Origin of the sequence: Microbispora sp. GKU 823 (assembly GCF_002027145.1) — a bacterium.
GTDB lineage: Bacteria > Actinomycetota > Actinomycetes > Streptosporangiales > Streptosporangiaceae > Microbispora > Microbispora siamensis.
The window spans coordinates 1-19,756 of record NZ_MWJN01000140.1; the positions used below are offsets into that span (position 1 = coordinate 1).

General features: G+C 71.8%; 19 protein-coding genes and 5 pseudogenes. 13 read left to right on the plus strand and 11 right to left on the minus strand.

All coding sequences use genetic code 11. The features are described from left to right. Positions 1-438: pseudogene (locus B1L11_RS40680) on the minus strand (hypothetical protein); the annotation flags it as partial. An 83-nt stretch (positions 439-521) separates the two neighbouring features. On the opposite strand from B1L11_RS40680, the gene B1L11_RS40685 reads away from it, so the two are divergent. The 4 genes and pseudogenes from B1L11_RS40685 (at position 522) to B1L11_RS40700 (ending at position 3,793) form a co-directional block, all read left to right on the plus strand. Beyond that, positions 522-1,433: a proline dehydrogenase family protein gene (locus tag B1L11_RS40685; RefSeq protein ID WP_079320551.1), complete on the plus strand. Its 912-nt coding sequence runs from the start codon at positions 522-524 to the stop codon at positions 1,431-1,433. Beyond that, positions 1,433-3,105, plus strand: a pseudogene (gene pruA / locus B1L11_RS40690) (L-glutamate gamma-semialdehyde dehydrogenase). Before B1L11_RS40685 ends, pruA begins: the two are co-directional and overlap by 1 nt. A 132-nt stretch (positions 3,106-3,237) precedes the next feature. Then, on the plus strand, positions 3,238-3,525 hold the full coding sequence (locus tag B1L11_RS40695; protein ID WP_079320552.1) for a type II toxin-antitoxin system Phd/YefM family antitoxin: 288 nt from the start codon (positions 3,238-3,240) through the stop codon (positions 3,523-3,525). Positions 3,526-3,592: 67 nt separating this feature from the next. Further along, positions 3,593-3,793 carry a type II toxin-antitoxin system RelE/ParE family toxin gene (locus B1L11_RS40700; RefSeq protein ID WP_079320553.1) on the plus strand — a complete coding sequence of 67 codons (201 nt, stop codon included), beginning with the start codon at positions 3,593-3,595 and terminating at the stop codon, positions 3,791-3,793. A gap of 179 nt (positions 3,794-3,972) precedes the next feature. Here the strand turns inward: B1L11_RS40700 and B1L11_RS49110 are convergent, their stop codons facing one another. Further along, positions 3,973-4,302, minus strand: coding sequence for a hypothetical protein (locus tag B1L11_RS49110; protein WP_218671623.1), 330 nt, complete (start codon positions 4,300-4,302; stop codon positions 3,973-3,975). Positions 4,303-4,438: 136 nt separating this feature from the next. Next, positions 4,439-5,245: pseudogene (locus B1L11_RS55600) on the minus strand (MFS transporter); the annotation flags it as partial. 96 nt (positions 5,246-5,341) lie between these two features. Here B1L11_RS55600 and B1L11_RS40715 point away from each other — a divergent pair. Beyond that, positions 5,342-5,794, plus strand: coding sequence for a helix-turn-helix domain-containing protein (locus B1L11_RS40715; protein WP_256863307.1), 453 nt, complete (start codon positions 5,342-5,344; stop codon positions 5,792-5,794). Positions 5,795-5,901: 107 nt separating this feature from the next. After that, positions 5,902-6,057 (plus strand): annotated as a pseudogene (locus B1L11_RS53155) (hypothetical protein); the annotation flags it as partial. 275 nt (positions 6,058-6,332) lie between these two features. On the opposite strand, the gene B1L11_RS40725 reads toward B1L11_RS53155, so the two are convergent. Together B1L11_RS40725 and B1L11_RS40730 are read right to left on the minus strand one after the other, a co-directional pair. Then, entirely contained in the window at positions 6,333-6,665 is a 333-nt protein-coding gene (locus B1L11_RS40725) for a putative quinol monooxygenase (protein ID WP_079320555.1), read from the minus strand. 11 nt (positions 6,666-6,676) lie between these two features. Further along, positions 6,677-7,663 carry a serine hydrolase gene (locus B1L11_RS40730; protein WP_079320556.1) on the minus strand — a complete coding sequence of 329 codons (987 nt, stop codon included), beginning with the start codon at positions 7,661-7,663 and terminating at the stop codon, positions 6,677-6,679. A gap of 121 nt (positions 7,664-7,784) precedes the next feature. Between B1L11_RS40730 and B1L11_RS40735 the strand changes: the two genes are divergently transcribed. After that, the gene (locus tag B1L11_RS40735; RefSeq protein WP_079320557.1) at positions 7,785-8,345 is read left to right on the plus strand and encodes a hypothetical protein; all 561 of its coding nucleotides are present in this window, start codon (positions 7,785-7,787) and stop codon (positions 8,343-8,345) included. Here the strand turns inward: B1L11_RS40735 and B1L11_RS40740 are convergent. The 3 genes from B1L11_RS40740 to B1L11_RS40750 all read right to left on the minus strand — a co-directional run bounded on the left by B1L11_RS40740 (position 8,328) and on the right by B1L11_RS40750 (position 12,303). Then, positions 8,328-9,395, minus strand: coding sequence for a hypothetical protein (locus B1L11_RS40740; protein ID WP_079320558.1), 1,068 nt, complete (start codon positions 9,393-9,395; stop codon positions 8,328-8,330). The genes B1L11_RS40735 and B1L11_RS40740 overlap by 18 nt on opposite strands. Positions 9,396-9,398: 3 nt before the next feature. After that, positions 9,399-11,480 (minus strand): sensor histidine kinase, encoded by a 2,082-nt coding sequence (locus B1L11_RS40745; RefSeq protein WP_079320559.1) that lies wholly within the window; start codon positions 11,478-11,480, stop codon positions 9,399-9,401. A gap of 157 nt (positions 11,481-11,637) precedes the next feature. After that, entirely contained in the window at positions 11,638-12,303 is a 666-nt protein-coding gene (locus B1L11_RS40750) for a triacylglycerol lipase (RefSeq protein ID WP_079320560.1), read from the minus strand. Between the two features lie 265 nt (positions 12,304-12,568). On the opposite strand from B1L11_RS40750, the gene B1L11_RS40755 reads away from it, so the two are divergent. The 4 genes from B1L11_RS40755 (at position 12,569) to B1L11_RS40770 (ending at position 14,925) form a co-directional block, all read left to right on the plus strand. Continuing rightward, positions 12,569-12,985 carry a CBS domain-containing protein gene (locus B1L11_RS40755; RefSeq protein WP_079320561.1) on the plus strand — a complete coding sequence of 139 codons (417 nt, stop codon included), beginning with the start codon at positions 12,569-12,571 and terminating at the stop codon, positions 12,983-12,985. Positions 12,986-13,208: 223 nt separating this feature from the next. Continuing rightward, positions 13,209-13,619 (plus strand): hypothetical protein, encoded by a 411-nt coding sequence (locus tag B1L11_RS40760; RefSeq protein ID WP_079320562.1) that lies wholly within the window; start codon positions 13,209-13,211, stop codon positions 13,617-13,619. 20 nt (positions 13,620-13,639) lie between these two features. Continuing rightward, positions 13,640-14,113: a DUF6789 family protein gene (locus tag B1L11_RS40765; protein ID WP_079320563.1), complete on the plus strand. Its 474-nt coding sequence runs from the start codon at positions 13,640-13,642 to the stop codon at positions 14,111-14,113. Further along, a complete protein-coding gene (locus tag B1L11_RS40770) occupies positions 14,110-14,925 on the plus strand; it encodes an SDR family oxidoreductase (protein ID WP_079320564.1) in 816 nt (271 codons plus the stop codon). The genes B1L11_RS40765 and B1L11_RS40770 overlap by 4 nt, the downstream gene beginning before the upstream one ends. Before the next feature lie 138 nt (positions 14,926-15,063). On the opposite strand, the gene B1L11_RS40775 is transcribed toward B1L11_RS40770, so the two are convergent. Further along, entirely contained in the window at positions 15,064-15,489 is a 426-nt protein-coding gene (locus B1L11_RS40775; protein ID WP_079320565.1) for a PPOX class F420-dependent oxidoreductase, read from the minus strand. Positions 15,490-15,581: 92 nt separating this feature from the next. After that, entirely contained in the window at positions 15,582-16,772 is a 1,191-nt protein-coding gene (locus B1L11_RS40780) for a hypothetical protein (RefSeq protein ID WP_079320566.1), read from the minus strand. 723 nt (positions 16,773-17,495) lie between these two features. Here B1L11_RS40780 and B1L11_RS53160 point away from each other — a divergent pair. Together B1L11_RS53160 and B1L11_RS53165 are read left to right on the plus strand one after the other, a co-directional pair. Next, positions 17,496-18,212, plus strand: a pseudogene (locus tag B1L11_RS53160) (peptidase M28); the annotation flags it as partial. Between the two features lie 122 nt (positions 18,213-18,334). After that, entirely contained in the window at positions 18,335-19,480 is a 1,146-nt protein-coding gene (locus B1L11_RS53165) for a M4 family metallopeptidase (protein ID WP_256863308.1), read from the plus strand. 62 nt (positions 19,481-19,542) lie between these two features. Here B1L11_RS53165 and B1L11_RS40790 read toward each other — a convergent pair whose 3' ends face one another. Then, on the minus strand, positions 19,543-19,641 hold the full coding sequence (locus B1L11_RS40790) for a LuxR C-terminal-related transcriptional regulator (protein ID WP_372974776.1): 99 nt from the start codon (positions 19,639-19,641) through the stop codon (positions 19,543-19,545). Positions 19,642-19,756: the final 115 nt, after the last annotated feature.

Consider the following 19,756-nt stretch of genomic DNA (forward strand, 5'->3'; position numbering starts at 1 on the left):
GGGCGCGGACCGCGGGGGCGGCCGAGAAGAACTGGCGCAGCGGGGGCGTGCCGGCCGCGGGGCCTGCGTGGCCCAGCAGCGCGGCCGCCCCGGCCGACCAGCGGCGCGACGGCGGCCAGCCGCTCGTCCGTGAGCGCCCCGGATTCCAGCGCCCACAGGTAGCCGTAGGTCACCCCGCCCGTGCCGCAGCGGCACGCACACGCGGCCGAGCAGGCCGGGCAGCCCGGGGATGCGCACCGGGCCCGTCGCGGTGGCGATGCCGTACGCCTCGAAGTGGGCGCGCACCTCGTCGGACGCGTGCCTGCGCAGGATCGACTCCTGCCGCACGCGGTCGATGTCCCCGCTCTGCGCGCCGTACGCCAGCAGGTTGAACGAGCGGTCCTCCAGCGTCACGGAGGCGTCGAGCAGCCGGGAGATCTCATCGACGATGTCTTGCATGCTGACATTCTTGTGCATTTGTCGAAAAATGCTGTGGCGGATGTCCGTGGAACTTCCGTGACGTGCGGATTTAGCCTGAGTCCATGCTCGGTTCCCTGCTTCTCGCGGGCTCACGCAGCCCGCTCGCCCGCCGGGCCGTGTCGGGGCTCCCGCTCACGCGCAAGGTCGTCGACCGCTTCGTGGCCGGGGAGTCCACCGCGGACGTCGTCGCCGCGACGCGCCGCCTGACCGGCTCGGGGCTGTCCGTCACGATCGATCATCTGGGCGAGGAGGTCCGGGACCCCGGGACCGCCGTCGCCGCCGCCAAGGCGTACGTCTCGCTGCTCGAGGAGTTGCGGCCGCTCGGCCTCGGCGCCCGGGCCGAGGTGTCGGTCAAGCTGTCGGCGGTCGGCCAGGCCCTCGACCCGGGCATGGCCCTGGAGAACGCGCGGCAGATCTGCGCGGCGGCGCGGGAGTGCGGCTCCACCGTCACGCTGGACATGGAGGACCACACCACCGTCGACGCGACGCTCGGCGTGCTGCGCGCGCTGCGGGAGGACTTCCCGGAGACGGGCGTGGCGATCCAGGCCTACCTGTTCCGCAGCGAGGCCGACTGCCGCGACCTCGCGGGGTCTCGGGTGCGGCTGGTCAAGGGCGCCTACGCCGAGCCCGCCTCGGTGGCCTGGCAGAACAAGGCCGAGGTCGACCGCGCGTACGTGCGGTGCCTGCGGGCGCTCATGAACGGCACGGGCTATCCCATGGTGGCCACGCACGACGACCGGCTGATCGCGATCGCCGAGTCGCTCGCGGTGAGCGCCGGGCGCGGCCCGGACGACTACGAGTTCCAGATGCTCTACGGCATCCGGGCCGACAGGCAGGCGGCGCTGGCCGCGGCCGGGTCACGGGTGCGGGTCTACGTCCCCTACGGCGACGACTGGTACGGCTACTTCATGCGCCGCCTCGCCGAGCGCCCGGCCAACGTCGCCTTCTTCCTTCGCGCTCTGAGGGGTAAATGATGGATGCGATCACCGACGTCCCGGTGCCGGCGAACGAGCCGGTGCACGCGTACGGACCGGGCAGCGCCGAGCGCGCGGCCCTGGAGACCCGGATCAAGGAGCTGTCGGGGGCGTCCCTCGACCTGACGATGACGATCGGCGGCGAGCGGCGCATGGCCGGCGGCGCCCCGATCGACGTCGTGCAGCCGCACAACCACGCCGCCGTGCTGGGCCGTACGGCCGACGCCACCCGGCCGACGTCCGGGCGGCGGTCGACGCCGCGCTGGAGGCCGCGCCGCGCTGGCGGGCCCTGCCGTTCGAGGAGCGCGCCGCCGTGTTCCTCAGGGCCGCCGAGTTGCTCAGCGGCCCGTGGCGGGCCACGCTCAACGCGGCCACCATCCTCGGCCAGTCGAAGTCGGCGCAGCAGGCCGAGATCGACGCCGCGTGCGAGCTGATCGACTTCTTCCGGTTCAACGTCGCCTACGCCCGGCGGCTCCTCGCCGAGCAGCCGCAGTCGTCGCCCGGCGTGTGGAACCGCATGGAGTATCGCCCGCTGGAGGGCTTCGTCCTGGCGATCACACCGTTCAACTTCACCTCCATCGCGGCCAACCTGCCGGCGTCGGCCGCGCTGATGGGCAACGTCGTGGTGTGGAAGCCGTCGCCGACGCAGCAGTTCGCGGCGCACTTCACCATGCGGCTGCTGGAGGCGGCCGGGCTGCCGCCCGGTGTCATCAACATGGTCACGGGCAACGGCGCGGCCGTGTCCGAGGTCGCGCTGCCGCATCCCGAGCTGGCCGGGATCCACTTCACCGGCTCGACGGCCACGTTCCAGCACCTGTGGCGCGCCGTCGGGGAGAACATCGCGGGCTACCGGGGCTACCCGCGGCTCGTCGGCGAGACCGGCGGCAAGGACTTCATCCTGGCCCACCCGTCCGCCGAGGCCGGTGTGCTGTCGACCGCGCTGCTGCGGGGCGCGTTCGAGTACCAGGGCCAGAAGTGCTCGGCGGCCTCCCGGGCGTACGTGCCGCGCTCGCTGTGGACCCGGATGCGCGACGACTTCGTCTCGGCGGCCGAGTCGCTCACCGTGGGCGACGTGTCGGGCGACCTGTCGACGTTCATGGGCGCGATGATCGACGCGCGGGCCTTCGCCAAGCACAGGGAGGCGATCGACCGGGCGCGGTCGGCGGACTCGATCGAGGTGCTCACCGGCTCCTACGACGACTCGGCCGGCTACTTCGTGCGGCCGACCGTGCTGGAGTGCGCCGACCCCGCGGACGAGGTCTTCGTGAAGGAGTACTTCGGCCCGATCCTCGCCGTCCACGTCTACGACGACTCCGCGTACGACACCGTGCTGGACCAGATGGAGAGCGTCGCGCCGTACGCGCTGACCGGGTCGGTCATCGCGCGGGACCGGTACGCGATCGACGACGCCACCGAGCGGCTGCGCTTCGCGGCGGGCAACTTCTACGTCAACGACAAGCCCACCGGCGCGGTCGTCGGGCAGCAGCCCTTCGGCGGGGCCCGCGCCTCGGGCACCAACGACAAGGCCGGCTCGATCTTCAACCTGATCCGCTGGGTCAACGCCCGCACGATCAAGGAGACCTTCGTGCCCCCGGTCGTGAGCGGGCCGTACAAGGGGGACGTGCCGCAGGGCGGCTGGCAGCAGCCCGACCTCGGCGACCTCGGCTACTGACGGATCGCGATGCCCTCGGAACCCGATGCGGGATCCCGAGGGCATCGCCGTCCCTCCCCGCTCACCTCAGCTCCACATCGCGGTTAGCCGATTTACTGGCCGGTATTTCGGCTACCCGACTACCATGGACCAATGGAGATAATCCCGATCAGCGAGGCCAAGGACCGGCTGACCGAGTTGGCCGATCGGGCCGCCCGTGAGCATGATCACTTCACTCTCACGCGAAACGGCCGCCCGCACGCGATGATCGTGTCAGTGGCGGAGTGGGAATCCCTGCAGGAGACTCTCGAAATCCTCGCCGACCCCGAGATGCGCGCCGATCTCGTCGAGGCCGCTGCCGCCGAGGCAAGGGGCGACGTGACGTCAGAGGAAGAGATGGCCGCCATCATGGCCGCTCGTCTCGGCAAGGCGAGTGCGTGAGCGACCGATACAGCGTCCTCCTCGCTCCGCTGGCGCGCCGCGCCCTCAGCGGCGGCTCCCTGAGGAGGTGGCCGCCGCCGCGTGGGAGCTCATCACCGGTGCGGTAGCCCGCGAACCGTGGCGGGTGGGCAAGCCCCTCCAGGAACCGTACGAGGGGCTGTACGTCGCCCGGCGCGGAACCTACCGGGTGGTCTACCGCATCGACGAGGACAAGCGCACCGTGACGATTCAGACGATCAAGCACCGCCGGGACGCCTACCGGTTCTGAGCGCGTTTCAAGCCTCGGCGGGGACGGCCATCTCGCCGAGGAGGGACCAGTCGTCCTGCGGAACCGTGACGTTGACGATCCTCGGGGTCTCGGCGAGGTGGGACGGCGGCATCCACCGGGCCGTACAGGGGGGACGTGCCGCAGGGCGGCTGGCAGCAGCCCGACCTCGGCGACCTCGGCTACTGACGGATCGCCATGCCCTCGGAACCAGGATTCCGAGAGCATCGTCGCGTCGCGAGGCGGGACCGGCGTGCGGACAGTGCCCAGACGGCGAGGGCCAGGAGGCTGAAGGCCGCGCCGAGCAGGCAGACGGCGCCCCAGCCCGCGACGCTGTACACGGCGGTGGAGGCCAGCGCCCCGGCGGCGCTCCCGGCCGAGTAGAAGATCATGTAGCCGCCGATGACCCGGCTGCCCGCGTCGGGACGGTAGGCGTAGATCATGCTCTGGCTGGTGACGTGGACGGCCTGCACCGCCAGGTCGAGCAGGACGCGCCGAGCGCGAGAGCCCACAGGGACCGCTGGGTGAGGGCCAGGGGGATCCAGGAGATCGCGAGCAGGAGCAGGGCCTCCCCCGGTGGTCCGCTCGCCGAGGCCGCGATCGTGCCAGACGCCCGGCCGGCGAGGCGACCGCGGCACCGGCGGCACCGGCGAGGCCGAAGGCGCCGATGGCGGTGTGCGTCAGGGACAGCGGCGGAGCGCTGAGCGGCAGGGCCACGCAACTCCACAGCGTGCTGAAGGACGCGAAGACGAGCAGGGCGAGCACGCCCCGGATACGCAGGAGGGGTTCCCTGGCGAACAGCGCCACGGTGGAACGCAGCAGCCGGCGATACGGCATGCGGGGCGGACTCACGGGCCGGCGAGGCAGGACACGCCGCAGGGCGAGGGTGAGGAGCAGCATCGCCACGGCCGAGGCGAGGTAGACGGCGCGCCAGCCGGCCAGGTCGGCCAGCAGCCCGGAGACGGTGCGGGCGAGCAGGATCCCGAGCACGACGCCACTCGTGACCTGGCCCACCACCCGACCTCGGCGGGCCGGCGTGCTCAGCGCGGCGGCGTAGGCGACCAGCGACTGGGTGACGACGGCCAGGAAGCCGACCGCGGCGGCGGCGGCGAACAGCACGGGCGCGTGCGGGGCGGCGCCCAGGGCCGCGAGCGCCGCGGCCAGCAGCAGCGACTGCCTGGTCACCAGCTTTCCGCGATCGAGGACGTCGCCGAGAGGCACCAGGAGGAACAGGCCCAGCCCGTAGCCGAGTTGGGTCGCCGTGACCATCGCGCCGGCCGCCGCCTGCCCGATCCCGAAGTCCTGGGCGAGGGTGGCCAGCAGCGGCTGCGCGAAGTAGACGTTCGCCACGGCAGTACCGGCGGCCAGGGCGAACAGCGGGGTGGTTCCGCGCCGTACGGGGCCCGCGTCCCCCGTGTGCGTCTTGCGTCCGTCCGTGGTCCGGCACGTGGCCATCAGCCCTCCTGGTTTCAACTTGCTACCACGGCGAGACTAGGGACCTTTGGTAGCATGTTGCAACCGGCAGGGGCGCGAGAAAGAGGGACGAGCGTGGTGAGACGGACTCGTTTCGACGACAGCGACTGCCCCGTGGCGCGTTCGGTGGACGCCATCGGGGACTGGTGGTCGCTGCTGATCGTGCGCGACGCCTTCGACGGGCATCGCCGCTTCGGGGAGTTCCAACGGAGTCTCGGCGTCGCGAAGAACATCCTCGCCGCACGGCTGCGCGCCCTCGTCTCCGGCGGCGTCTTCGAGGTCGTGCCGGCCTCCGACGGAAGCGCCTACCAGGAGTACGTCCTGACCCCCAAGGGCCGGGGGCTCTTCCCGGTGATCGTCGCCCTCCGGCAGTGGGGTGAGGACCACTTCTTCGACGAGGACGAGCCGCATTCCCGACTGGTGGACCGCCTGTCCGCCCGGCCCCTGGCTCCCCTGCGGATCCAGGCCGCCGACGGGCGTCCCGTCGCCCCCGAGGACACCGTCGTCGTCAAGGTCCCCCACGATCACTGACGCTGCGACGCCTGCCGGCCGCCCGTTCGCCCGATGTGGCGGTGTCGATGACGAACCGTTGACGCGCTCCCCGGGCTGAAGGCCGGGGATTCAGCCCGTGCTGCGTTATGCGGCACCTCTGCGGCTTCCTGCTTCCTGGCGCTGTGCCAGGCCGGGGCCTGGTCTTACCTGCGCGTCGGCCGCGACTCCTACGACAAGGACCTCGCCGAATCGGCGAGCTGTCCACCCGCAGCGACGACTTCCGCACCAGCTGGGCCCGCCACGACGTCCGCCAGCACCACATCGGCACCAAGCCCTTCCATCACCCCGTCTGCCGGCGACCTCCATCTCACCTACGAATCCCTCGACCTGACCGCCGACAACCTGACCCTGGTCGCCTACGGCACCGAGCCCGGCAGCGATTCCGAAGACAGACTCCGCCTTCTCGCCAGTTGGGCCGGCACACTCGACGCCGCCCCCGGCCACGACGACCGCAGCCGGTCCCGGCCCGCCCCTCCTGCCTCGCGGTCGCGGCCCCTGGATGCCTTCTGAGTTCGTTTCAGTCCTCGGCGGGGACGGCCATCTCGCCGAGGAGGGACCAGTCGTCCTGCGGAACCGTGACGTTGACGATCCTCGGGGTCTCGGCGAGGTGGGGCGGCAGCGTCCGCCGAGCCGTCTGGAAGTGCTCCGATCCCACGTGCGCCGCCCCGGCCTCGTCGTCCCGGAACGCCTCGACGAGGACGTACTCGGCCGGGTCGTCGAGGCTGCGCGACCAGTCGAACCACAGGCAGCCCGGCTCGGCGCGGGTCGCCTCGGTGAACTCACGGGTGATCTCCGGCCACTGGTCGGCGTACCGCGGCAGCACCCGGAACTTCGCGGTGATGAAAATCATCTGGCGTCTCCTCACGTGACGGAGGGCAGGACGACGTCCTCCAGGACCGCCCTGGGCGCCGTGTCCTGACCCGGCCCGTTGTAGTCGCCGCCGGTGACGGCCACGACGAGGCCGAGATCGGGCAGCAGGAACAGCCGCTGGCCGCCGTTGCCCATGGCCGACGCCCGGCCGTCCGGTCCCGCGTACCACATGTACCCGTAGGAGACGCCCTCCCAGGCGGGCACACGCGGGCGCAGCATCTCCTCTGTCCAGCCGGGGGCGACCTCCCGGTCGAGCACCGCCTGCCCGATCCGGGCGAGGCCGCGCGGCGTCAGGCGCAGGCCGGAGGCCGCCAGAGCGCTCCCGTCTGAACCGGTCGACCACTCGAAGGCCCCGGCGCCGAGCGGCTCGAACAGCGCGGTGCGGGCGAACTCCTGAAGGCGCAGGCCCGTGCCCCTCTCCACGATCGCGCCGACGAGAGCCGCGGCGCCGCCGCTGTAGCGCCACCGCTCGCCCGGCTCCTCCACGAAGGGGCGCTCCAGCACGTAGCGGCAGCGGTCGGGCGCCAGCTCCATCGCGATCTCGCTGTTCGCCGGGCTGGTGTAGGGGGCGCTCTCGTCCCACTCCAGGCCCATCGTCATCGTCAGCGCGTGGCCGATCGTCAGCCCGGCCCTGCGGGGGTCGGCCGCCAGGTCGGCGTACTCGGGAAAGACCGTCAGGATCGGCTCCCCTGGGCCCGGCACCAGACCGGACTCCAGCGCCATGCCGTACAGCAGCGCCACCAGGCTCTTGGTCACCGAGCGCACGTCGTGCAGCGTGTCCGGCCCGAAGTCCACGTGGCCGAGCGGGGTGTTCAGCAGGTGGTCCTCGCCGCCGCCGTACCACTCCAGGACGACGCGGCCGTGCCGGGCCACCACGACGCCGTGCAGGGCCGGGGCCCCGCCCCGCCGTACGAGGTCGTCCAGCCGGTGGGACAGGTCCGGCGCGAACCCGGCCTTCTCCGGGGAGATCAGCCGCATGCGTTTCCTCCGCGTTCTCCGGGATTCCTCGTCCCGAGGCTCGCATAATTTTCGGGCGGTAAACAACCGAAAGAGGGGGTACCCCGCCTCGAAAGACGCCTCCGAGCGAGCCGAGGTCGACATGCGCAGGATCCTGGCGGCTCTATGCATCGCGGCCGCGGCCGTCACCGCCTGCGGCGACATCAAGCAGGACTACTACACCCAGACGATGCCGCAGAACGAGGGGGCGAACGTCAACCTGCCCGGTCTGCTGCTCCGCAACGCCTTCGTCATCGGCTCGCAGCAGCCCGCCCCGCCGGGGACCGACATGCCGATGTACATGATGCTGCTCAACGAGAGCGGCCGCACCGACCGTCTGGTGTCGGTGGACACCGGGGGCCTGTTCCGGGAGGCGCGCCTGCCGGCCGGCGGCCTGGAGATCCCCGGCGGCAGGTACGTCGGCGGGACGGCCCTCCCCCAGGTGCTGCTCTCCGGCCTCACCCGCCCGCTGGGCAGCGGTGGCACGATCCCCGTGACGTTCCGGTTCCAGAACGCGGGAACGGTCCGGATCGACGTCCCCGTCCTGCCGCCCGGAGCGTGGAGGAGCACCTACTCCCCCTGGCCGGGCGCGTCGCCCGGCCCGTCGCCCAGTTTTTCGCCGAGCCTGTCACCTTCGCCGAGCCCGTCACCGGCTGTGAGCTGACCCGTCCCGGATCTCGGGGTTCGCGGCGATGATCTCCTCGGCGACCGCGCGCAGGCGGGGCAGGTACGCGGACACCTCGCTCGCCCTGCGCCGCAGGTCGTCCGGCGACCCGGCGCCGAGGTCGGCCGCCAGGTCCGCGAACCCGCCGAGATGGCCGGTCTCCTCCGGCGCGTCCGCGGCGAGGATCTTCAGGCACCGGGCGTACGTCGCGGCGATCCAGAAGACGGCCTCGCGGTGCAGTCCTCGCGCGACGAGGTCGCGGCTGCCGTCGACGGCCACCGGCCGGGCCGCCTCGGTGACGTCGGCGGAGAAGGGGAACGGCGTGCGGGCCACGGCCGCCGCCGCGTCGAAGGCTCTCGTCATCGTGGCGAGGTGGGCGGTGACCCGCTCGGCGGTCATGTGCGCGCAGCCGAGCAGGCCGAGCAACTCCTCGTAGACGTCCATCCGGCCGTACGCCCGCAGGAGTTCGCGGACCGCCGGGTAGCGCAGCCGTACGGTGGGGTTGCGCAGCCCGGCGGCGAGGAGCACGTGGGTCGTGATGCCGGCCGGGAACAGCCAGGCGGTGACCTGGTCGTGGAACGGTTTGCCGGAATCGAGCGCCGCGAGCCCGCCGGTGATGCGGCGCTCGGCGTCCTCGCACCGCAGGCGGACCCAGCGCCGTTCGGCGAAGCCCGCCGCGACGGCGGCCTGGAGCCGGGCCAGCCGCCCGGTGGGGTCGGCGATCACGGTGTCGGTGCGGAAGGCACCGGCCAGGTGGCAGGAGGCCAGCACGTCGCGCGCAGAGCCGAGCCCGTCCCAGGACACGTACGTGACCTCGACGAGCACGCCCTCCCAGGGGACCTTGCCGAGCTTGGGCGGCGCGACGGGGCCGGTGACCACCACCGCCACGTCGACGTCCGACGTGGGCGGCAGCACCGCGTCGGGATCGGCCCAGGCCGCCGATCCGGTCAGGAAGGCTCCGGCGAAGTCCGCGGCGGAGGCGGCCTCACGGGCGACCCATCGGGCCGCGGCGGCCCGCGCGTCCCGGACCCGTGGCCCTTCCGATCCCATGGTTCACAGTGAACCATGGGATCGGAAGTCGGCCCCGGGACCCACGTGCGTGCCGGTCGGCGCCCGTTCCGGCGCCGCGCCGGTCGCGGGAACGGGGAGCACGACCTCCACCGTGGTGCCCGCCCCCGGTTCGCCGGTGACGAGGCAGATCCCGCCCAGCTCCGCCGTACGCTCGCGCATGGAGGTCAGGCCGACGCCCGAGCGGCGTTCCGGCGGCAGACCCACGCCGTCGTCGGCGATCAGCAGGCGCAGCGCCGCGGGCTCGCGGCGCAACTCGACCCGGACGCGGGTGGCGCGCGCGTGGCGCCGGACGTTGGTCAGCGCCTCCTGCACGATCCGGTAGACGGCCACCTCGACGGCGGCGGGCAGGTCGGCCAGATCGCCCTCGGTGCTCACCGCCGTGGCGGGGCCTTCGGGATCGCCCGGCCCGGCCAGCGCCCGTACGGCGGCGGCCAGGCCCAGGTCGTCCAGCGCGGGCGGGCGCAGGCCGTACACGAGTTGCCGAAGGTCGCCCGTGACCGCGTCCATGCCGGAACGCAACGCGCGCAGCAGCCCGTCCGCCGCCTTCGGGGAGGTCTTCAGGCTGACGCGGGCCATGTTGACGGTCATGGCCATCTCGCCGAGCGTCTGGCCCAGGCCGTCGTGCAGGTCGCGGCGCAGCCGCCGCCGCTCCTCCTCCCGTGCGGCCAGGATGCGCTCCCGGGAGCGCTGCAGGTCGGCCGCCATCCGCACCGCGTGGGCCACGTCGGCCGCGTACGGGACCAGCGTGTCCAGCACCCGTTCGTCGTGCGCGGCGGGGAAGCGCCGAGGGGCGGGCGGGCCGACCAGCAGCCGCCCCACGCGCTCGCCGTGCCAGATCAACGGCACCTCACGCGGGGAGTCGCCGACCTGCCCGCTGACCGTGCTCACGACCTGGTGCCCCGGCTCGCCGCCGGTCACCTCCACCGCGATCCCCTGCACCGCCAGGCCCTCCCGCAGCACGCCGATCACCGGCGCCAGCGCCTGCGCGGGGCCACCCCGGCGCACCTCCCGGACCAGCCGCTCGGCGAGCACGCGCGGGTCGCCCACCGGGCCGTAGAGCAGGCGGTCGACGGCACGTTGCAGCATCCGGCGCAACGGCTGGAAGAACGCGCCCGTCAGCAGGGCGGAGACGAGCCCGGCGACCTGGTCGTACCCGGACACCACCAGGCTCGACAGCGCGGCCACCCCGAAGTAGACCCCGCCGACCACGGCCAGCAGCCCCGCGGCGACGAAGGTCCGGCTGACGACGGTGTCGATGCCGTACAGCCGGTAGCGCATCACCGAGAACACCATCAGGACGGGGATGAGCGCCGCCCAGACGACCGACAGCCAGTACAGCTCGGGCACGAAGATTCCCGCGATCATGAACACGATGTATCCGGCGAACGCGAACAGCGGCCAGCCGATCTGCCGCCTGCCCACCGGGTCGGCCCTGCGGAAGCGCAGCAGCAGCGACAGCGCCGTCAGCGACACCGTCAGCATGATCAGAGTCCAGAGCACCACCCCCGCCGCCGGCATGTACGGCGCCAGGGCGGGGATCGGCAGCGGACTGGGGATGACGGCGGGTAGCGGGTAGCCCTCGACCGGCGGATCGGGACGCACGAGCTGGAGGGTCATCTGGGTCCCGAGGGACGCCGCGGCGAGCACCACCACCACCCGCCAGCGTGGCGAGAGAAGCCTGCCGTCCGGGGTGTACAACGGGAGCAGGATCTCCAGCAGGAACCCGTTCACCGCCCAGCCGACATACGCCGCGAACCTCAGGATCCCCGCCGACGCGAGATCCCCGCCCGCCGCGGACGCCAGCGTCGCCGCCTGGAAGAAGTCGTAGACTCCGCCGGCGAGCCCGCCCACGCACATGAGCCACGCCAGCCTGAGCCGGGGCCGGTACGCGAGGAGGAACGCGCCGACCGCCGGGAAGGTCATCCCCGCCGCCGACTGCGTCGTGACCATATCCGGCAGCCGCCACTCCGCCGGAAGCCCCGCGGAGATCAGCATCGCCACGACCACGAGCGCCGCGGACACCACGGCCATGACGACGGCGGCCGCCCGGGCTGCCCACGCCATCCCGCCCCCCGCTTTCCGGCTCCGTTCCGGCCTGCCCCCAGGGTGCCTGCGGAACGGCGCAAAAGCCGCGATTTCCCCGCCATCGTGGCGGTGCCGTTACCAACCGGAAAACGCGCGGCCGGGCGGCCACTGGGGCGCCGGCCGGGAACGGAGGCGATCAGCTGTTGAACAGGTCACGGATGCCGGACATCGCCTCGACGTTGCTCAGGATCGACAGGTGGTCGACGCAGGCGAGGGTGTGGTTGTCCGCCCCGGACAGCCGGGTGCTGGTGTAGGGGATGATGATGCCGTCGCAGGGCGACACCCAGGTGCCGTACTTCGCCGATCCGGGTGTCTCGTCGCCGCTCAGCGAGGTGATGTACGCCGAGCCGGGCAGCATCTCGATGCACGAGACGTAGATGGTGCAGGCACTGGCGTAGGTCGTGCCGTGGTTGGCGCCGGCCAGCGAGGCGACGTGGTCGACGTTGGCCGCTCCGCCCAGCTTCTGGAGGTAATACCGCGTCACCAGGCCACCCATCGAGTGGTTGACGATGTCGACCTTGGACGCGCCCGTGCTGGCCTTGATCTGGTTGACGAAGGCGGCCAGGCCCTGGGCGCTGATGATGTTCGACCCGGCCCAGTTGTAGTTGTAGCCGTACAGCCGGCCGGCGGACCAGCCGTTGGCGACCAGGTACGCCTGCAGGGTGGCGAAGTTGGTGCTGTTGCCCGTGTAGCCGTGGACGAAGACGACGGGGTTGTGCGTGGCCGCCTGCGCGGGGGCGGCGGGGGCGAAGAAGCCGAGCAGGGCCAGGATGCCGATGAGGGGGCCGACGATCCTACGCATGAGATCTCCTTGCCGTGGGGGATGACAGGAGTCTCGCGATCGGGACCGGTCACGGCATCGGGGAAATCACCAGTCGCCGTCCCCCGTCTCGGCCGGGGCGGGAAGTCAGGCGGGGATCCTGGCGCGCAAGCGCCCGTCGCGGTGAGTCCGGGGCCGGATTCCCGGCGGCCGTGTACGTCGCGAGGCCGGGGGTAGGCGTGGAAGTCCCGACCTCGCGCGGCCCGCCCCCGGCCGCGCGTACGGAACACGAAAGAAGGGAGAAGGCATGACGACCGCTCGCGAGATCATGACCCCCCGGGCCGAGTGCGTGAACGCGGACGAGACCGTCCTCGACGCCGCGCAGAAGATGGCGCGCCTCGGCGTGGGCTCGCTGCCGATCTGCGGCACCGACGACCGGCTCAAGGGCGTGCTGACCGACCGCGACATCGTCGTGAAGGTGCTGGCCCAGGGCAAGGACCCCAAGTCGTGCCAGGCCGGTGAGCTCGCCCAGGGCGAGGCCGTCACGATCGGCGCCGACGACGACGCGGCCGAGATCCTGAGCACGATGGCCACGCACAAGGTCCGCCGCCTGCCCGTCATCGACGGCCACAAGCTGGTGGGCATCGTCGCGCTGGCCGACGTGGCCCGCGCCCTGCCCGATCGTCCGGTGGGCGACCTGGTCGACGCCATCAGCACGGACTGACGTCCGTCCGCCCGTACGGCAGGCGGCCGCCTGAGCCCCGGCCCTCCCACGGCCGGGGCTTCGCGTAACGCCCTGTTTCATCCCGACCAATGGGGTATGGCGGCACTTGCGCGCTCTGTCCCGGCGGGACGTCGCCGGAGCCGGAGCCGCGGCGACCGGGGCCCACGCAGACGGGCCCCACCGGCCAGACCCATCGACGACCGAGGTGCCGGGAGGGGTAGCGATGACCGACGACACCACCGCGGGCAAACCGGAACGCTTCGCGTTCGACTTCGACCCCCGATTCGCCCCTCTGCTGTCCGTCCTGGGCATCCGCCCGGACACCGCCGGGGTCCTGGTCGGCCCCGGCACGCTGCGGGTCCGCTTCGGGCCCTGGGTGACCGAGACCCCGCTGGCCAACGTCTCCGGCGTCGAGACGACCGGCCCCTACTCCCCGTTCCGGGCGATCGGGGTCCACGTCTCGCTCGCCGACCGCGGCCTCACGTTCGCCACCAACGCCCGCAAGGGGCTGTGCGTACGGTTCCACGAGCCGATCAGGGGCGGCGAGCCTTTCGGGCTGCTGCGCCACCCCGGCCTGACCGTGACGGTCGCCGATCCCGCGGGACTCGCCGAGAAGCTCTCCCGGCGCCTGTAGAAGCCTCCTGGAGGAGATCCTTGATCCGCCAACTCGTACGCGGCGCGGCCGCCGGAGCGCTGTCCACCCTCGCGATGAGCGCGGTGATGCTCGCCGGGCAGAAGACCGGCCTGATGCCGGGCCAGCCGCCCAAGCACATCGTGAGGGCGGCTCTGCCGGGCCACCGGCATCGGCCCAAGCCCGGGGAGAACGTCCTCGGCGCCGCCGCGCACCTGGGATTCGGCGCCACCTGCGGCGCGGCGTTCGCCCTGCTCACGCGCGGGCGCGGGGCCGGCGTTCCCCTCGGGGTGGGTTACGCCCTGCTGATCTGGCTCGGCGCCTACCAGGGCTGGGTGCCCGCACTGAACATCCTGCCGCCCGCCTCGCGCGACCCCGCGCGAGGCCGCCCGGTCGTCATGGCCGCGGCACACGTGGCGTACGGCGCCACGCTGGCGCTCGCGGTCCGCGCCATGCGCGGGGCGGACGGACGACACGACGAGAAGGAGGAGAGATGACGACGACGGAACGGCCGCTGGCCCTCGTGACCGGCGCCTCCAGCGGCATCGGCTACGAGCTCGCCCGGCAGTTCGCCCAGCACGGCTTCGACGTGGTGGTCACGGCGGAGGACGCGGAACTCGACACCGCCGCCGCGTCGCTGAAGGAGTACGGCGGGCAGGTCATGCCGGTGCGCGCCGACCTCACCCGGTACGACGAGGTCGAGCGGCTGTGGACCGCGACCGTCGCGGCCGGGCGGCCCCTCGACGCCGTGGCGATCAACGCGGGCGTCGGGGTGGGCGGCGCCTTCACCCGTGAGACCTCGCTGGAGGCCGAACTGAAGCTCATCGAGCTCAACGTCACCTCCGCCGTGCACCTGGCCAAGCGCGCCGTCGCCGCCATGACCACCCGCGGCAAGGGGAAGATCCTGTTCACGTCGTCGGTCGCCGCGCTCACGCCCGGGCCGTTCGAGGCCGTGTACGCTGCGAGCAAGGCGTTCCTCCACTCGTTCGCCGAGGCCCTGCGGGGCGAGCTGAAGGACTCCGGGGTCACCGTCACCTCGCTCCTGCCGGGCCCGACGGACACCGAGTTCTTCGAGCGGGCCGGCATGGAGGACACGCGGGTGGGCTCCGGCAAGAAGGACGACCCGGCCGAGGTCGCCCGGCAGGGCTTCGACGCGCTGATGAAGGGCGACGACAAGGTCGTCGCCGGGTCCTTCATGAACAAGGTCCAGGACGTGGCGGGCCGGGTCGCGCCGGACACGGCCAAGGCCGCCGTGCACCGCCGCATGGCCGAACCCGGCAAGGGCGGCACGTCCGGGAAGGACGAGTAGGCGCAACAGGGTGCGCGGCGGGGGGCGCCCCGCCGCGCACCGTGCCCACCGCGCACCCTGCCCACCGCGCACCGTGCCCGTCGCGCACCCTGCCCACCGCGCACGGCGACCAGGCGGTGACACCGGCCGGCAGGCGGCTCAGGAGGCGACGTCCCTGAAGGCGACGACCTTGCCGACGCGCAGCCGGACGAGGAACTCGCCGGGGACGCCGTTGCGCGCGCCGTACGCCTCGGCCCGGTCCTCCCCCATGTAGCGGCCGCCGAGCACGGTCGCCCAGTGCCGGACCTCGTCGAGGTCGGCCGACAGCGTCGCCTCACCCTCGATCATCACATACGAGTACGGCGGGGCCTGGTCGTCGACGCACAGGGTCGCCCGGGGATCGCGGCGCAGCGCCTTGGCCTTCACCCCGCTCTCGTGGGTGGTGAACACCACGTCGTCCCCATCGAGGGCGAACCAGATCGGCGTCACGTGCGGCCGCCCGTCCGCCCTGGTTATGGCGAGTTTGCCGGTCTTGGTGCCGCTCATCGCGAAGTCCCGCCACTCCGCCTCGGTCATCCTTTCCATGGCCTCGAAGCTAGAGCCTTTCTGACCCCGTTCGCCGGCAGCGGCGCTCGGTGTCACACGGCTTCGGTGAGAAGGTGGTCCGATCCGGAGGGTCACCCCGTCGTGTCAGGGCGAAGTACAACCCCAAGAACACCAGGTGCAGGTGCAAGTAGTGTCTCGCCGACTACCATGGCCCGCCAGAGCTCCTGGACCGAACTGCATAGCAGGCGCAGTCGCTGAAGGTCCTTGGCCCTCAACCAATCGGGCAAAGTCTTGGTAGTGATCGCCTGGTTCATCGTGAACCGCGGGTCCAAGGCCGCGAGGGCGTCTATTGCTGCATGGAGGCGCTGCCGCGACTCATCCGACCTGTGTGTGAAGTAGTTGCGAGCCTCTCTGAGGACCTTGTACCGCAGGGCTACCTCGTCAGGCACGGAGTCCAGCTCTGCTTGAGCGTCCGGACGGAGCCAGCCGTCGGTCCGACGCGGGTCCCCTGCTCCCAACCTGTCGATGTACGCGTCCGTCAGGACGTCCGCCAGCGACGAGCCTGCCTCCAGCGCGAGGCGCTGCCTCTTGGGCAGAAACTTCTCTTCCAGAAGACGTCTGACCGCATCGGCGTCGGTGGCTATCGCTGCGCGTAGCCAGTCCCTTCGACGGGCCTCGAACTCCTGTGCGCAGGAGCGCACGAAGTTCGTGACGACGGCCGAGGCCTTTGCGGGTGACGTGCCGCCCAGCTCCGCCACGAAGCGCTTCCATTCGTTCTGCGCATCGTGGAGGGCGCGAGTGCTGTGCGGTATCCGGTTGACCTTCGAAGCACTCTGCGTGCGGTGGGGCCTGGCCGCGGCCCGCCGGACATTGGTCCACGTCTTGTAGCGGAGCCGGATGGTCTCCCACGACGGCCTGTCATATCCGGCGCGGCCCTCGAACTCGACCCAACGCCTGTATCCCTCGATGCTTGGCACGTGGCCGTGGGTCTTGGAGTAGTCGAAGTAGTCGGAGATCGCCGATTCGTAGTCCTCCTCTCGATATTTCAAGAGACCACGAGGGCGGCCCCCCGAGGTCGGGTGGAGACCGATAGTGCGCAACGCGTCCGCCCAGTAGCCGTCGCCGAGCCGCTTCATGACCGTGAGGCCTGTCGGAGGCCAGACGACGGTCTTGCCGCCTATGGACAGACCCCACTCGCCGAGGGCTTGGAGACGTAACTGGTCGTAGCGCTTCCGGCTGATCGTCGCGTCAGGGGTGTCACGGCAGTAGACACGTGTGGTCGCGATGAGGCACAGCACCGAGGCGATGTCGGGGCGGACCATACCTTGTTCCACGAGTACCGCGGAGACCTCTAACGCCTCCTCGATGTCGTCTGTCGTCAGCGCGATCCTGGGGTCGCCAGCAGGGACGCGTGTTCGCCTCGCCTGCCCTCCCCCACGTGACGGCCCTTTTCTTACGCTCTACGCATCAAGGCCGTCGCTTTTCCGTAGATGTACGGATATCGCTACGGATGTTCGTGTCCGGAGCATGGTTCTAACGTCGCGCACGGGCCGGTTTCCCCGGCCGGGTCGGCGAAGACGAGGAGCCTCGTGACGTAGCACTCCCCCTCTTTTCTCCCAGCCGTCTCCCGCCATGGGAGAGACGCGTCCGCTCGTGCCCGCCACAGCGGAATGCACCGTCCATTTCTCTCATCACCCCCCAAATCCCACAGTGTCCGCCGTCCGGGCTCGTCTCGGCGCGCGACCGCCGGCGCCCGCCCACAAGGCGGACGCCACGTGGGAGGCAGAGAAAGGAAGACGCCCATGAGGCGCACAGCACTGCTCGCGGCGGCCGCCGCACTGGCCGTAACCGGCGTGGTGGCACCCGCCACCGCCGCTGCCGCCAAGCCCCCGCCCGGCAGCGAGAGCGCGGTCAGGTCCCTCGCCGACGACCCCGCGCAGCGGGCCGCGGCCGCCGCCGACCAGGCCGTCGCGAGCGGCCTGGACGACCTGCGCGTGTCCCCCAACGAGACCTACCGCCGCACCGCCGTCACGCCGGGCGGCGGCATGTACTACGTCACCTACGAGCGGTCGTACAAGGGCCTGCCCATCGTGGGCGGCGACGCGGTCGTGGTCACCGACGCAGGCGGGCGCGTACGCGACACCGAGGCGGCGTCCGGCGCCCTCCCCCTGGGCGTGCCGACCTCGCCCACGGTCAGCGCCGAGACCGCCACCGCCACGGCGAAGACCGTGCTGTCCCGGGTCGACGACACCGCGGCCCCGCGCCTGGTGGTCCTGGCCTGGGGTCACAAGCCGCGCCTCGCGTGGGAGGCCGTCGTCTCCGGAATCGCCGACGGCAAGCCGAGCATCCGGCACGTGTTCGTCGACGCGACCACCGGTGAGATCGCCGACTCCTACGACCAGGTGAAGGCGGGCACCGGCAACGGCTACTACTACGGCACGGTCACCATCAACACGAGCGGCTCCGGCACCTCGTACTCGATGACCGACTCCACCCGCAGCGGCATCAAGTGCGGCGGGCAGAACGGCTCGGCCTACACCGGCACCGATGACTCCTGGGGCAACGGCAGCGGGACCAATCTGGAGACCGCCTGCGTCGACGCGCTCTACAGCGTGCAGCGCGAGTGGGACATGCTGCGCGACTGGCTCGGCCGCAACGGCATCAACGGCAGCGGCGGCGGCTTCCCCGCCCGCGTGGGCCTGGCCGACGTCAACGCGTACTGGAACGGCAGCTACACCAACTTCGGCCACTCGCAGGACAACGCGCGCCAGGCCACGCCGATCGACGTCGTGGCGCACGAGTTCGGTCACGCCATCTTCCAGACGACCCCCGGCGCGCCGGCTCCGGCAACGAGAACGGCGGCATCAACGAGGGCACCGGCGACATCTTCGGCGCGCTCACCGAGGCGTACGCCAACAACCCGAACGACCCGCCGGACTACCAGGTGGGCGAGGAGGTCGACCTCGTCGGCGACGGGCCGATCCGCTACATGTACAACCCGTCCCTCGCCGGCGACCCCAACTGCTACTCCTCCTCGATCCCGAGCACCGAGGTCCACTCCGCGGCCGGCCCGCTGAACCACTGGTTCTACCTGCTCGCCGAGGGCTCGTCGCCGGGCGGCGGCAAGCCGAGCAGCCCGATCTGCTCGGGCGGCCCCTCCTCCGTCACCGGCATCGGCATCCAGAAGGCCGGCAAGATCTACATGGGCGCGCTGCAGCGCAAGACCTCGACCTGGAAGTACGTCAACGTCAGGACCGCGTCGCTGGCGGCGGCGGTGGAACTGTACGGCGCGAGCAGCCCCGAGTGCGCGGCCACCAAGGCGGCGTGGAGCGCGGCCGGAGTGCCGGCGCAGTCGGGCGAGGCGAGCTGCTCCTCCTCGGGCAACGACTTCTCGCTGTCGCTCAGCCCCACGGCGGGCACGGTGACGCCGGGCCAGTCGGCCACCTCCACGGTCGCGACGTCGACCAGCTCGGGTAGCGCGCAGACGGTCACGCTCAGCGCCTCCGGGCTTCCCTCCGGGGCCACCGCGAGCTTCAGCCCGTCGTCGGTGACCTCGGGCGGCTCCGCCACGCTGACGATCGCCACCAGCGCGTCGACGCCGTCGGGGACGTACACGGTCACCGTCACCGGCAGCGGCTCGTCCGGCACCCACACCGCGTCGTACACGCTGACGGTGTCGGGCACCTCCGGCGGGCGCACGTTCACCAACGGCACCGACTACACGATCAACGACCTGACCACGATCACCAGCCCGATCACCTCGACCGCCACGGGCACCGCGGTCTCCCCGGTCAAGCTCAGCATCACGATCTCGCACACCTGCGCCGAGGACCTGCGGATCAGGCTCCAGGGCCCGAACGGCACCTGGTACACGGTCAAGTCCAGCGGCGGCCTGAGCTGCACGTCGTTCGGCACCCGGACCTACTCCGTCCCGGTCACGCAGACGGCGGCGGGCACCTGGACCCTCGAGGTCCGCGACCAGTACACCTACGACACCGGCTACCTCGACTCGTGGAGCATCACGGTCTGAGCGACGGCGGCGCAGCCCCCGGGACCGCACCGGTCCCGGGGGTTTCCGCATACGGGGGCCGGTCAGGCGGGCGGCGCGATCTGGGTCCGCGACCGTACGCCGAGCTTGCGCAGCACGGTGGCCACGTGGGTCTCGACCGTGCGCGTGGACAGGAAGAGCACGTCGGCGATCTCGCGGTTGGTCCGGCCGAGCGCGACGAGCCGGGCCCATCGGGTGCGACCCGCCGACCTTCACGCCGATCTCACGTGCCTTGGGGTCGGTCGCCACCCAGTTGAG